At 52.0% G+C, this 14,509-nt stretch carries 10 protein-coding genes; all 10 read right to left on the bottom strand.

The annotated features are described in order from the left end of the window. Nucleotides 1-348 precede the first annotated feature (348 nt). Nucleotides 349-780, bottom strand: coding sequence for a DNA phosphorothioation-associated protein 4 (locus tag HAT86_RS08560; RefSeq protein ID WP_167195868.1), 432 nt, complete (start codon nucleotides 778-780; stop codon nucleotides 349-351). After that, nucleotides 770-2,821, bottom strand: a complete 2,052-nt coding sequence (locus HAT86_RS08565) for an AAA family ATPase (protein WP_167195871.1) — start codon at nucleotides 2,819-2,821, stop codon at nucleotides 770-772. Before HAT86_RS08565 ends, HAT86_RS08560 begins: the two co-directional genes overlap by 11 nt. Continuing rightward, entirely contained in the window at nucleotides 2,818-3,009 is a 192-nt protein-coding gene (locus HAT86_RS08570; RefSeq protein WP_166195120.1) for a hypothetical protein, read from the bottom strand. Before HAT86_RS08570 ends, HAT86_RS08565 begins: the two co-directional genes overlap by 4 nt. 39 nt (nucleotides 3,010-3,048) lie before the next feature. Then, nucleotides 3,049-5,133, bottom strand: a complete 2,085-nt coding sequence (locus tag HAT86_RS08575) for a DNA phosphorothioation system restriction enzyme (protein ID WP_167195874.1) — start codon at nucleotides 5,131-5,133, stop codon at nucleotides 3,049-3,051. Then, entirely contained in the window at nucleotides 5,133-7,973 is a 2,841-nt protein-coding gene (locus HAT86_RS08580) for a sigma factor-like helix-turn-helix DNA-binding protein (RefSeq protein ID WP_167195877.1), read from the bottom strand. Before HAT86_RS08580 ends, HAT86_RS08575 begins: the two co-directional genes overlap by 1 nt. A gap of 390 nt (nucleotides 7,974-8,363) precedes the next feature. Continuing rightward, complete coding sequence (locus tag HAT86_RS08585; protein WP_167195880.1) at nucleotides 8,364-9,527, bottom strand: cysteine desulfurase family protein; 1,164 nt, start codon at nucleotides 9,525-9,527, stop codon at nucleotides 8,364-8,366. Between the two features lie 4 nt (nucleotides 9,528-9,531). Beyond that, nucleotides 9,532-9,930, bottom strand: coding sequence for a DNA sulfur modification protein DndE (dndE, locus tag HAT86_RS08590; protein ID WP_331272520.1), 399 nt, complete (start codon nucleotides 9,928-9,930; stop codon nucleotides 9,532-9,534). Next, a complete protein-coding gene (gene dndD / locus HAT86_RS08595) occupies nucleotides 9,896-11,848 on the bottom strand; it encodes a DNA sulfur modification protein DndD (protein WP_167195886.1) in 1,953 nt (650 codons plus the stop codon). The genes dndE and dndD overlap by 35 nt, the downstream gene beginning before the upstream one ends. After that, the gene (gene dndC, locus HAT86_RS08600; protein WP_167195889.1) at nucleotides 11,845-13,308 is read right to left on the bottom strand and encodes a DNA phosphorothioation system sulfurtransferase DndC; all 1,464 of its coding nucleotides are present in this window, start codon (nucleotides 13,306-13,308) and stop codon (nucleotides 11,845-11,847) included. The genes dndD and dndC overlap by 4 nt, the downstream gene beginning before the upstream one ends. Continuing rightward, nucleotides 13,305-14,411, bottom strand: coding sequence for a DNA sulfur modification protein DndB (dndB, locus tag HAT86_RS08605; protein WP_167195892.1), 1,107 nt, complete (start codon nucleotides 14,409-14,411; stop codon nucleotides 13,305-13,307). Before dndB ends, dndC begins: the two co-directional genes overlap by 4 nt. Nucleotides 14,412-14,509 lie beyond the last annotated feature (98 nt).

Genomic DNA, 14,509 nt, shown 5'->3' on the forward strand with positions numbered 1-14,509 from the left:
CGATCCCAAAGTCATCGAGAGCATCATGGCTAACGAGAAGAGCTGGTGAAGCAAGACGGCCGCCAGCGGATGCTTACTCCCCTAATCTCATGGCGCTGCGCAATCTGCGTTACGCTTGCGCCGCCAACCCCAACCGATGCGACAGTCTCAAGCTTATCTCCATTGCGCCAAAAGCATCGTCGCTCCGCCCTAAGAATTTCGCTACGCATGACAGGCCCCGCATAAGAGACGTCAGTAATAACGTCATTAGCGACGTCTCTTAGATCATCGGCACAGCCTCAGCCAGGCGGTGGCAGTGGCGCGGTTACCATTTTTGCAGCGCTGACTGCGCTTTGTTTGTACGTGATATTAAAATTTTGCCAGCTCTGTGATGTCGTCAAGTATGGTCTGATCACTCTGTTCCCTGTGAATCAGAGAAAGTAGCCCTTCCTGCCAGTCTTGTTTGCCATCCGAGATCTCGCGCTTCATGATCTCAAGACCACCGTTCGCATATTCTTCAAAGCACAAGACACGCTCGGCTTCGTTCGAAGGCGCAAGCATCTTAGAATCACTATTTTCCTCGATGGCAATCATGCTCATGATCGCGCGATCAAAATCGCCTCTGAATATTTCAATATCGATCGGTTCAGAACTCTTCTGGAAAGATTTCCGATTACCCCTCCGGAAACCAAGAGCAGCCGCGAAGACAAGCGCATCCTTGAAGGTTGGGAAAATACCTTCGTCCCGTAACTCGCTCAGAATTTCTTCGAATTCGGCGGGTCGTCTTACTCTAGTGGCCAAGATAGCCCTCCTCAATCTTCGTGAATTCAGGCCCATCGGTACGCTTAACGTAGTCACTATCTTCTTCACGGCCCTTCGACTTTGGGGCGTGATAGACCAAGCTGTACTCTTTCCCGATAAATGGGCGACACTTATCGTCGACTTCTTTGCTCCACTGAGAGTTAGATGCAAAGATAATCACTTGATCGGCGAGATCGGGAATGTGCCGAGCGATCTTCTCTCGATATTCGCGATCCAGAGCGCCAAATGGTGAATCCATAATCAGTGGATACACGCCGCCTTTGAAGAAGGTCGTTTTTGCTTTATTGCGTTCCTTTGCGAGGTTCACCAAGCTCGCAATGAAGCTCAGGCTGATGACTTGGTTCTCACCCGTCGACTTCTCAGAAACGGGTTGCTTCCCTACCCCCGGGACGTCTTTGAATATTCTCAAGGTGTAATCGGGATCAATCTCCGCATAGAAGTCTTTCCGTAAGATACTCTGGAAGGTATCATTGACCTTCGAGGAGAGATGGTGTCGCGTCTCTTCGGCCAGTGCCCCATGCAGATTGTCCACGAGATTTTTACAGGCTTCAGCAAACTCAAGCTTCTGTCTTGCCAAGTCTTCTTTTTGAGATTTGGATTGGACTTTTTCGATCTCTTTTTTGATCTTGGCCAAGTCGTCGTTCAGCAGTTCGATCGCATCTTTCGCCTTGATGACTTTTAAGCGCTCATCCGCTTGCAATCGAGTCAATTCGTTCCTCCGCTCCTCAAGGCGTTTTACATCTTCAATATCAGAAGACCCCAAACTACTGCTGATCTCGTCGAGCTCTTCTGCGATCGCTTTTATGCGCTTGTTGTAGTCGCTTTCCTTTGCCGACCAAGTTGAGAGCTGTGCATACAGACGGTTTCTCTCACGTGGCATTGCTCTTAGGTTGCTGACGATATCTGTAAACGCGGCCTCTAGATCCTCACCGGTTGCCTGATCTCGGTAACCTTCGAGAGCAGCTCTAGCCTGTGAGCCCTCCTGTAGCTCTGTGCCGCAAATGCACTTCGCATCGTGCAGCAAGTCGTCGATGAAGGTTCGCCTGATCTTGTACGGCAGTTCACCCTTCTTACGGCACTCCTCCAGAACGCTGGAAACTGAGGTCACGGTGTCGTTAAGAAAAGCCAAGGCGCCAGTTTGCGAGACCAGTTCCATTCTCTCTTGGCTTAGGCTCTCAAGTTCGTCTTCGACAGTGCCTCTTTCGGTCTCGAGACTTCGTCTTAGTTCTGCCTTTGCCTTGACATCGGTAATCTGCTCGTATGACGCATTGATGGCATCCAGTTCCGTCTGAAAGCCTTTACTCGATGTCGTCGCAGTCTCCCGATCCTGTTTGAAGTGATCTATCTCCGAATTGATCTTTGCCTCTTTCTCAAGAAGCTCATGGTAATCAGCTGAAGCCGTTTCGCTTGCTTCTTTGCGCAGGTCCTTGATTACCAAACGACCAAGGTGATCACTCGCACGGTCGATTATCTCCAAACCCATTAAGGTCTTAATGGCATCTCGGATTTCACCAGAAGCAGAAACATTCGCCAGTTTTTCGATCCGCTCCCCGTTGAAGAAGAAATACGAATGCATCTGCTCTGGTATCAATTGATTGATGCGATTGGCTGGATTCTTGGCTGTATCGTACTTGCCACGTTCATCTATCCAAGACAGGGTTGGAACTGATTTTCCGATTGGTTCTGCTTCTAGCGCTTCGCCGCTCCGCTTGAATTCCTGTTTTCGGTGAACAGTGTAAGTAGCCCCTTCATGCTCGAATTCAACCTCAAGACTTAGCTCCGTTACCGATCCAGGAGCGATTTCAGACAAAGCAAGTTCGTTAAGGATTGTTTGCTCGCCGGTATCAAAATCCGTCTTTCCGTAGAGAACCCACTTGAATGCGTTCAGTAGCGAGGTTTTTCCAGATCCGTTTTCGCCATGAATAACGGTGATTCTTGATGTATCGTCGGAAAGGAACCTGAGTTCACACTCGCCATAGAATTGACGAAAGTTCTTGAGTTTTAGACGAAGTATCCTCACCGCTTTACCTCACGCTCAATGAGTTGCTTGATCCGCGCAGCAATCTCTTTTTCAACGCTACCAGCTGCCCCAATGTTTCGATAGCTCTGATACTCATGCTCAATGGATAGTATCTCGTTCACGACTTTTCTCGCTTTTGGGGAGGCGGCTTCGAGAATTTGCTTTGGGGACTTGGTGCGCTCGCTCATTCTAAATGCGTCCTTTTGAAATTTTGTGCATTATGTCCGTTAATGGTCCAGGAGGTTAAGGCTCTTCTTAATCTCGGTGATCGCTGAGAGCGCTTCGCCATGGTTTTCTGCAAGCGTAGCAAATTCATTGAACCTCGCCAGTTCGCGTTTCATCAGGGATCGCTCTACGTTGGATGGAGCCTGATTTGACAATTTTTCTAGATCCGGCACAACGATAAAGTCATAGATGTATGCTCTGGTCTTCCCTTCAGAGCGCCGAAGTACTCTACCTCGTCTTTGGACAAACTCTTTTGGGTTTGCAGATGAAGCCAAGATGTAAGCAGTTCGCGTCATTGGTACGTCGACGCCTTCATCTAGGCATCGGATAGCGAGTAGCGCTTGTATGCCTCCAGCCGCGAACTGCTTCAGCAATCTCGACCTCTCGTCATTATTTTCTTCTGAAGTGAAGGGGCTTGCCCTCAACCCTAGTTCGCTTCCTACCCGCGCAAGCGCCGTATCAATGTAGCGCTGACCATTTTCCTTGCTGTCGCCGCAATAGATCAGAGTATGTGAGACGTCTCCCTGTTGCTTCAGAAGCTTGATTAGCTCCGGCAGCTTGTTTCGCGCTTTCCCTACCAAACGGGCTCGTTTGATCAACAATCGGTTCAGCTGTTCGCCTTTATCGCTATCAGGCTTGGCTGCTTGGCCAAAAAGTCTTCCAATACGCGTGGATAGCTCCGCGTACTCGTCTTGTTCATCTTCGTCCAAGTGCACAAGGATCGGGTAGTAGAGATATCGGCAGAGGTGCCCTCCGCTGATCGCCTTGTCCAAGCCGTAGTCCAAGACAATCTCGCCGAAATACCTCTTGAGACCGTCGGTACCTTCTTCATCGCCGTAGCGATCAGGAGTCGCCGTCAATCCAAGTCGAAATGCAGCGCCCTCTGGGAGCGCTTGTAGGTTCGATGGAGCACCCAAATTATGCGCTTCATCGCCAACAAATAGGACGTTGCCATCAAAAGAGCCTAGAACAGACTGGAATGGCTCGTCTGCCATAGAGGCATTGACCGCGATGAGCATTACGTGCTGCTTTACTTTTGATCGCAGCTCATTCAGGCGCCTTTGGCATTCTTCCATCCAGCGGTTGACGCCGCCGTAGCACAAAACTGGTTCGAATCCGAACTCTTCAGCTTCTCGGGCCCATTGTTCTGCAAGATGTTGATAAGGAACCGTAACAACGATGCAAAGCTGGCCGTTCTTCTGGGCGACAAAATCATTCAACCTCGTCACTGCCGTCAAAGCAGTCACTGTCTTGCCGGTTCCCGTTGCCATGTGGAGAATCCCGCGACCATTATTCTTGAACCATTTACGTATCCCCTCTTCTTGGTAGCCACGTAGGCGACCGTCAGTCAGGAAGTGCTCAGGCACACGAGGAGAACTTGGTTTTTCAGGCGGAAACAATTCGTAGTGTCTGGAGCTATCTCGGGCCGCGCTGACGAACCTCTCAAGATCGGCTGAAGAAGGTTCAAACAGCGCCAAGTTCGGATCGAGCCCTCTCCACATTCGATCAAAGGAAGCCGCAATACGGTTGTTTCTTTCTAGGCTTTCGCTTGATGTCCAATCACAAAAAACACTGAAAGCTTCCCAATTTGTACCAGCTCCGCCGGTCAAATTGTACGATCCTTGGAAGCCGACTCGGCTTCCGAACTCATCAGTGAAGATGCCCTGTTTGGCATGCATGATTCCGGACAGCCTATTCTTGGGAATGCCGACTTTAAAGGTCAGTACGCCATCAAGGAGTAGCCACCCAAGCGCTTCTCGCGTATGTTGCGTAAGATGGTCGTAGAGATCTTCATACGATTGAGAAATGAAGACTTGGACACGCTCATCTGACAGTTGGCCGTCAACCTGAAGGCTTTTGAAGTCTTCGACAGATATTTCGGGTGAGATCACCCACCTAGCTTTACCGCCGTTGACTGCGAAGGTTGCCATGCCATGAGCTGCATCGCGCAACCACGCGCTGCTAAAATATCCGACTGCTATGTCATACTGTTGCGCGCGCTCAAGAACAGGATCGAAGAAATCCGCTACGGGATCATGCTCGCTCGTTGTGACGTAAAAAGGGAGTTTCAGGGTCTCAAGGGACATCAATCAATACCAAAATCCCCGAGTATCATCCCAAGCAATTCTTCTCCTTCTCCCTGCTCGTCTTCCTTGCTTGCGAACAAGTGGTCGAGCCGAGTCAGGTCGGGCGCACCGCGCGATTCGAGAGCATCTTGCAGGGCTTCAGCGTCTGGCACGCCCATACCTCCAACCTCTAGAACTCGATCACGAATTGCTACGTATTTCGCAACCGCTTCGGGCAACTCAATAATTGAAACGATCTTTTGATCGACGTCGAAAATAGCACGGTTTTTCAGAAAGCTCAGTAGCGGTCTTGTCTGAATCTCGCCCCAAACGGGGCTCAGAACTTCTGAAAGAGCAAATGCCGTCTTTGGGCCGTTTACCAAAGCGATTGCGCAAGCAAGTATTAAGTCTGCTTGGCGCTCTTCTTGCCCGATTGCCCGTACAGTCAAGTCAAAGCGCCCTCGACCGACCGAAACCACCTCAGGCGAATTTTCGAGGCCAATTGATATCGACGTTGTCAAAACATCTCTCCGGCCTTCAAGCTCCTCGGCAATCTCAACGAGCGTCATCGACCGTTTTGCTTCTGTTAGAACGGCTAGAACATCTTCACCGAGGCCCCTGAACTCTGACTTGTTATCACCAGATGCTAGACCGATCATCAGACCCCGCTTGGTCTCGAAGCGCTTGTCGTCCTGCACAATGCCAAGGAGCATGTAAGGTCCAAACGCGATCCCAAAACGTTCAGTCTCTCCCTGAAATAAGCCGGAGAACAGAACTTTAGCGCTTACAAACCCACCGACACTTTCCAGGTGACGAAGCGTGCGGTCTCGAATCTCTTGAAGATCGTTGTCTGTAAGGCTCAGGTTTTCATATAGATCGTATGTTCCTCTCTCAACGATGAGAACTTCCTCCAGCCTTGCTAGAGTGCTTCCGATGTGCTGAATGCTCTCGTCTTTAGAAAAAATCTCATACATTCTGGCTCTGACTTCATCGCAGTGCATGGCATGCCCAGCCTCCCGAAGAATCAGTACGCATCGAACGGAAATTGGCAGAATCGCGGCTGACTCAACAATATCGCTGTCGAAGGTTGCACCGAAGCGGCCCGACAACTCGGCTTTAATCTCTGAAAGCGGATAGTCAGGCAATAAAGACGCAATCTGTGACAAGCGGATTGGAAGGTGTTGGTCACGGATTGCGGACACAATCCGCTGCCGAAGTGAACCAGACAAGTCTTCCGGTTCGTGGCTCATCAAGAGCAGATCTTGTTCTTGCACCCAACCTGCTTGGGTTCGAACACTTTCAGCGTCGAGGAACGACCTCAAGTCACCGTACGCCAAGTCGACCGCAAGACGTTCCTCTGCAGTCAGCAACTTGCTTACAGCACCTATCTGTTCCTCAGAGACAACTTTCCGGTTCTTGAAGAACCTTTCCAGCGTACCTTCTTTCTCTAACGCAGCAACCAGAATCTTCTTCGTGCGCTTCGTCTCGAACTTTTGCTTTGCCTTCTTCTCGATCTGACGAATGCGCTCTCGAGTCACGTCATAGCGGGGTGCAACCTGTTCGAGCGTTTCGGCCTCATCACTATTGATACCGTACCGTCGTTTCAGGATGTCCCGCTGCCTTTCGTCGAGTGAAGAGACGGATGCCGCGATGATTTCGGCTACTGTCAAATCTTCGATTGAGGCCGTCTCGGAAGCCTTTATGTCTTCAGGTTTGATGCTCCCGAGTTCAACAATGCTCTCAAGCGATGTGCGCGACACAAATTCGCCTCGCAACAAACGTCTAAGGTCGGGTGCAATCTCGCTACCTGCACCACAAATTGAAAGTCGCGCATCCATCAACTTAGACACGATTTCGTCGAGTTGTTCGATGCTCTTTCGTCCGCAGCCGGGCAGCGAACGGATACGTGAGGCGGTTTCGTCATATGTCTTCAGGAACTCTACAAAACTCTTTTGGTGTTCCAACTGATCAATTTTGAGGAGGTTCGCGAGCCTGGTCGGCGGTGACCACTCAAACAGTTCATCAGGATACAGCATTCCAGAAAAGAATATTTCGGCGGCGCGGATCGCTCGTTGGAAGTGTCCATCCTCGTTTGAGATCAGTTCTTGGTCACCTTCAGGATCAGTTACGCTTGGCACGAAACTGCGCAAAATTTGATCGAGTTCATCTGCCGACTTGCGCCCGAGGTTCGGCAGTTCAAGAAATGCTTGCCGGGAGTGTTCCGGGGCTCTCATGTACTCGCATACAGTGTTGACTGGCAGACGATGCGAGTGTGCTGCGATTGCATTTAATAGGCGAACGGAGCAATCGGCTCCGCGAACGACATCGACGATGCTGTCAGCCGCGGCTTGCCTGTTCTGATCGGCTTCGCGCGCGAACTTTCTGACAAGGTCATCGAGTTCCATTGCGGTCTTTTCGCCAAAGTTTTCGAGTTGCATGAAAGCGTCTCGCGCTGCGTCAGGCGCTCGCATGTACGAAGCGACCGTATTTGCAGGCAGCTCAACTTCGGCATTACGCAACACATTGATCAGCCGGGTTGATGCGAAACTCTGTATTGCCAAGTCCAGAAGTTGTTCTTCTTCTGGAATATTTTGAGAAGTGGGCCGTTCTAACTGGCGCGACCGGCTGCTAGAAGTGTACGTAGCCGGCTTCTTGGAATAGATGCCATGAAAAGGTTCATCGATGGCCAAGCCAAGCCTCAAGACGGTCACATCGTCATCAGAATTTGCCCTAGCTTCTAGCCGCTCATCGGGCGCTGTGTCGTCAACCTTCGCCTCAGCTGTTTCTGTCTGGCTTGCTTCAGTAATTTCTTCAAGCTGGATGCTTTCAGTTTGGTCAAGCGTTCTAGAAACGCTCTCCAAGACAAGCACGGGGACCGGTTTCAGATCCTGACGAGATTCCGTTGGGGCTCCGCTTGGTTCAGGTTCAGCTGACCCGATTTTCGGAGCGTGCTCAGCGTCGGCTGCGGCCAAGCGACTTTGCCCAGCTGTTGCGGCGGCCGAAGTCGTTGGCACAGTCTTTACTGCTTCTCTGCTCACAAGAGCTTTGAGTTTCTTGCCTAGTCTTGAAAGCATGTTGTCCGCTTACGGCTCCCCAATAACTCACTGGAAACGCCCCCTAAAGTGTCCCCTATCTCTTCAATTTACAAAATTAATCTTCCACACGCTATGGATTTGAGCATAATAAGAATGCTTGTTCAAGTATCAGAAGTTCATTCACGACGTCTGGAAGCAATTGCGGTGCTTACTGCTCTATGCACTTCGCAAAAGCAAAAGCTCGGCCGCCGCTTGACCAAAGAGATCAGCTACCTGAGAGATGTCTGCTCGGCGAGTTTGCCGCCCTAGACCTAAACGAAAGGCGTTGCTTGCTCTCGGGGTATCCCCGAACATAGCAAGCAGAACATGCGAGGTTTCAACATGTTCTGTTGCGCAGGCGCTCGATGCGGAGAAGCAAATATCGTTCCTGAGCTTTTGCATCAATGCCTGCGGGACAACACCATTAATTGTGATGGACATCGTGTTGGGCAACCGAGCCTGGGTGTTCCCATTAATCTGCACTTGGAGGGTCTCTTTGAGTTCCCTTTCGAGTTGATCTCGAAGAGCACCAATCCATTCCCGGTCACGTTTTATGTGCTTTGAGATGAGCTCAAATGCATGTCCAAGTCCCGCAATCCCAGGCGTGTTCAGGGTCCCTGCCCTCAAGCCCTTTTCCTGCCCGCCACCAAACATCACAGGGGCCAAATTCACCCGTGGCTTTCTGATCGAACGGTAAAGGGCCCCTACTCCCTTTGGGCCATAGGCCTTGTGTCCGGAGAAACTTGCCAGATGAATTGGTGAATTCTTTAGATCAAGCGGCACCAGTGCCGAGGCCTGTGAGAAGTCCGTGTGAAACAGCGCCCCTGCATTCTCAGCAATCTGACCTGCCTGAAGGATAGGTTGTAGCACACCCGTCTCATTGTTGGCAGCCATGATGGAGACCAGGCCAGTCTCATCGGTCAAAACCTCTGCCAGCTCGTCAAGCGAGATTTGACCACCTTCATTAACACCCAATCGCGTCACCCGCGCGCCCTGCCCTTCGAGATGGTCGAAACAGGCCAGCACCGATGGGTGCTCAATTTTCGTAGTGATTAAATGAGGCCGTCCCGCTTCCTGCAGCGTTGAAAACGCCCCTAGGATAGCAAGGTTGTTTGCCTCGGTAGAGCCAGCCGTGAAGACAAGCTCGGTTTCCTTGCAGTTGATTTGGGCCGCAATTTGCGCGCGCGCAGTGTCGACAATCCGAGCCGCTGCCGATCCTTGGCTGTGTTCAACACTAGAGGGGTTGGCGTAGCTGTCCCGACTGACCCGTACAACCGTTTCCAAGACATCGGGATCAATTGGTGTTGAAGCATTATGATCGAGATAAATTGGTGCGGACATCGTGTTACGCACTTCCAGCGATCAGCTCGGCTGCATCAGCAGGGGATTTCAGGCGTACCGAGAGTTGCCGAACACCGCGATCAATGTGGAGCCGAAGGCGCTCCAGCAAATCGGTATCGTCTGTCTCGAACTCTTCGAGGCCAAACTCAACATACTTCAAGAGGTCAATGAAGAGAGGCTGGAAGTCCCCAAAAAGCGTGTATGCATTAAATTCTTGGCCCTCGCTTGTGTCATCAGCCGCGCCGGAAATGGGCCCGGCTTCAAAGGATGACAACATCGCCATACGACACACTAGGTTCGGTGTGAGACCTGATCTTTGTGAGATAATCCTGACCTGGCCTGTGGCCGTCGATGAAATCCGAAACTTGTTAATGTGCATCGGTCGCCTCCAAAACCTGTGCATCCTGATCTGGGTCCAGCACAGTGATCTCCGTTCGCTGTCCGCCGCCCACCGAACCGATCTCAAAGCGACGGCTCACATAAGGCATGATGATATCAGATAGACCTGGTGTCAGCTCTGTATCAGTGCACAGCATGATGACCTGGGCAGAACTGCGCGGTACGTAATTTGCCATCAGGTTTTTCCGGTGCTCCCGGTCCAGACGTGACAATGGCGTGTCGATAATCATCGGCAGTTCTCTTCCGCTTGTTCGACCAAGCGCCCAAAGCATAGAGATTGCAAAAAGCTGCCGCTCGCCGGCGGAGAGTTCTGCCGGCGTAATCTCCCTGCCCTCTTCGCCCAAGAGCTTCAGCTGAAACGTGTTGGGGTCAACAATGACATCGCGCACTAGAGACTTACGCGTAACAAGCCCGCCAAAAGCGTCGATGAAGTGTTTGGAAAGAGAGGCGAGGCGCAATTCAACAATCCGTTCTTCGTAATCGTTGAGTGCGGCCTGCGCCCGCGTCGCCAAGTCTCGCTTTTCTTCTGCCTTGGCCAAAGCAAAGACAGCCTCTTGCGACTTTCGCAACTCGCGTTCCAGACGTTCGACCAGCGCACGCGCCTGCTTTGCCTCAGCATGTTTGCGAGTGAGTTCTGTTTCGACAGCGCCGAGCTCAAATTCGGCTCTCTTCAGGTCCTCAAAAGCACCAGACGCCGCGCCTGGCCGGAAGTTCTTCAACTGGTCCTTCAAGATCGTACGTTGCTTCTGTAGCTCTGCCAGTTGTGCAGCAAGCGTGGCCACCTTGACCCGTTCATTAGAGACCTGCGTGAGTTTCGAAATGACCCAGTCTGGTTCCGTGCTCAAGGCCATTTTTGAACCGGAGCTTTGGAAGCGATCGGCGAAATCACGAAGTCGCGCAAAATGGGCCTTCGTCCATTGTGCGTCCTCTTTACCCACAGCCTCCTGAAAACTGGAGACAAAGGATTCGATCGCAGGAGCGGACTGCGGCCCGCGGGCCTGCTCCATATCGTATGAGAACCTTGCCAAGAGTTTTGGAGCCATGGCGAACGGGGCAACGCCGTTTACAAGCGATTTGAGCGCATTGGTTTGCTTGGTCAAGTCAGTTTCGACGCGCTTGAGTTCCTCCGACAGCGTAGCGCGGCTCAACGCGATGCGGCCTCCCTCTTGCTCAAAGACCTTCTGTGAAGCTTCACTTCGGCGTGCGAGCCGCGTGCGTTTTGCCGACAGAGATCCAATATTTTCTTCAGCCAAGACCAGATCAGACTTGGCGATCTCCAGATCGCGTCCGAGACCTTCAAGATCACTATCTCCTTCCCGGTCCATGCTACGTGACTTGTAGAGCGCCAAGTCCCCCCGAAGCTGATCAAGAATGTCGATCCCCAGCAGGGACTTGATGGCATCGGTCAGACCGGTGCTTTCTTGATCATCGGCAATGTCTTGTATCTTTTCTCCATCGAAAAAGAAGAGCTGCGACACTCCAGCGGGGATGATGTCCTCGAGATAGTGGTTCCAATCCTCTGTTGGGATATCGTCGACCGGCGCGCCATTGCGTTCAAAATCGAGGCTTTCGACCACACTCGTACCGCGGGCGGCCCAAGAACGACGCACTTTATAAATAACCTCATTGCCTAGGTGTTGGCTCTTGAAGGCCAGTTCGACAGAGGCGCTGCGATCCGTGGTAAAGTTGTTGATCCGTTGGAGCAGATGTCGCTCATATTCGACTTGGCTAACCCGCGCACCGAGTGCGCGCTTGCCGTAGAGCGCCAAACGGACAGATTCCAAGAACGTTGTCTTTCCCGCTCCATTATGTCCAACCACTAAAACCACGGGCTTCTTGCCGTCCGGCTCTGGAGCCAGTTCAAAACAGTGCTCACCGCCGTAGAGACCAAAATTCACAAGACGTAGGTGTTGGAGGATCATGATTCAGTCTCGAATAGCGGATTGGACGATGTTGATTTGTTCATTTCCAGCCGCTTTTTGCGTTCGTTTAGAACTGTTGTTTCGTCACGCCATTCCTGCTCAAGAATGGAAGCGATTTTTCTGTGAATGAGGGTGCGGCGCTTGAGTCCACGTACAGAACGTTCTGCCTCCAGGAGCTGGGCCATTAGACGTGGCGGCAGGTCATGAGTGTTGCAAACATCTGCCAAGACTTTCGCGTCGTCAGCTTGAAACTCAAATCCATCAGTGGCCTCCGCAGGAAGCTCCTTGCCCGTTACCACTTTCACGGTCTCAGAAACAGCATCGCCCCAGTCACCTTGCTCACTACGCCAGATGCGGCGGATTTCCCGAAGCTCTTCGACTTGAATGAGAACCGTCTTTTCCCCAGGTGGTGCCTTGGCGTTCACCTGCTCTTGGGCTTCGAGGACCTTGCGGAGTAGTGCCTTTCTGTAGGCAAAGAGGTAAGGACCAGGAATTGATGTCTCCGAGTCGCCAACGAACGTCACGGAACCGTTCCGCCTCTTGAAGTCTCGGAATTCCCTTTTTCTTTCCGGGTTTTGCGTTTCCGCCAGCTCGTCACGCAAATCGAGAAGTGGTTCGAGCCACTCTTCGCCATTGTCGATCATCGCTTCCATCGCCTTGTCTTTGGTCACGACGGTACAGACCCAACAGCCGAAACGGGAATTCCCGCAGCTTTCGGTTTGCTTGTCGACCACAAGCGGGCATTCGCCGGCATGAGCATTCCGGTACATAGCGAGCAGGTCTCGGTTGTCAGAACCCCAGGGCGAGGGGTTTTGCAGGAGGAAGGCCCAGACATCATCCACACTGAAAGCTTCGATCGGCGTGAACACAAAAGCTCCCGGCAAGGTCGAGTGACGAGACAAAGCCGTTCCATCAATCTTGTGCAGCGACATCACCTGAGCACGGGTTGCACTTTCAGCGGACCTCACCCCCAAAACCATCACGACCTCACCGTATTCTGCAACGCGGTTCTTGATAAAAGCATTAGCCGGGTCGATCTTCAGCCGCTCCGTGCACCATCGGAAGCGTTTCGAAGGTGCGGGATATCCTCGTCCGATCAAATTGACCCAGAAACTGTCGGACGTCTCTGGAACCACCTTTTGCGCGGTGATCGGCATATTCTGATCTGCCGCTGCCGCGTTGATCGCAGCCAAGGTCCCATCGATGTAGTTTACGATGACCGGCGTCTCGACAAGCGTGTCGGAGCTTAAGACGAAGATTGGCTTGCGTCGTTCATTCTCTGGAAGCGCGCGGACAGCACCCCAGATCAGCTGCAGGGCGCAAGTCGAATCTTTTCCGCCACTGTATCCAATTACCCATGGCCGGTCGTCTGCCGTATAGACGGCGCGGATGTGCTCTTGCAGCGCGACTAGGTCGAGGCCTGTCTTTTTTGCAAAATTTGTAGCTTTGTTTGCTGTCATGCGACCACTTTCTCCTCAGCCAATGACGCCAGGTAGTGGTCTTCATTAGCTTGTTCTTTTTCGGTCAGCGGCAAGCCGACCGCCCCAATCAGGACGTTTGTCGCCAGATGCACCGATCTTACACTGCCATCCATGCCGCGCGCCCCCATCACGCGAGGGCGCCACAGTTGCGTATTGCGCTTGCTCCAATTGATCTCTGCAAGAGGCGCCAGACTGTCCGCCCATCCATCTGGCTTTGCTGCTATCAGTCGCGCGCCCAAAGCGCCAAAGGCTTGCAGCATGACGCCATGGGCATGGACCGTTTCTTTGCGCAAATCACCCGCCGTTGTCGCGCCCCGCATTAGTGCCTGCCAGTCTGGGATCACTTCAGAAACCCGACGCCAATACGCGATAACAGTGCTTGCGGTGCTGTCACCAAACCGGTCCGCGTCTTGTCCTGCCAGCCATTTGTTGGCTTGATTCAGACTGGACAAGGTGAAGAGCTTTCTGGCTCGGTTCGAGAGCGACGTTTTTTCTAGCTCAATGAATTCCTGAAAGAACGGAATGCCCTCCAGCACTCGCGTGCTCAAACGCGCCAAGGGGTTTCTGCGATCATAAAGCACGTTCAAGGACCCGGATGGGCGCACTGCATTCTTGTTGAGGTCTGCAAACATTTGCTGGCAACGTTCCAAGCCCTCATCCAGAAAGAGCACAATCGAGATTGTCTCATTTTCGAGCTTGGGCCGCGCTTTCAAGGCCTCTTTAATTGCCGCGCTGCGATGTTGACCGTCATTTAAAACTATGCGAGCTGCCATCGAGAGGCGTAGCTCTCCAACATTGCGGAACTGCAGGCTGTCGCTGGCCGGGGAAAACTCCGGATCACCGTCCACTGATGCACAAAGTGACGAGAGGGTGTATTCTTCGAAATTTTCTGAAAGGTAGGATGCGATCTGAGGAACGCGCACATTTGACAAAACGCGTTGAGCGCGCAGGTCAGCGGGCAGGTTTTGGCCGTCGAATTCGAAAATCTTTGGCACCATCTTGAGCGGCACCATGATCACATAATATTCGGTTCCAGCCTGGACGCCGCGTATAGCTGCAAAATTGTAGAAATTACCACTCATTTTAAATCTCCGTCTGAAGTTAAGAGAAGTCTACGGAAGTCTTTATGGAAGTCAACTTTGAAAGAGTGCCGTTTGAAGCTGTTTATCTTTGGGTTAAC

The sequence above is a fragment of the Roseovarius gahaiensis genome, from assembly GCF_011601345.1.
Taxonomy (GTDB): domain Bacteria; phylum Pseudomonadota; class Alphaproteobacteria; order Rhodobacterales; family Rhodobacteraceae; genus Roseovarius; species Roseovarius gahaiensis.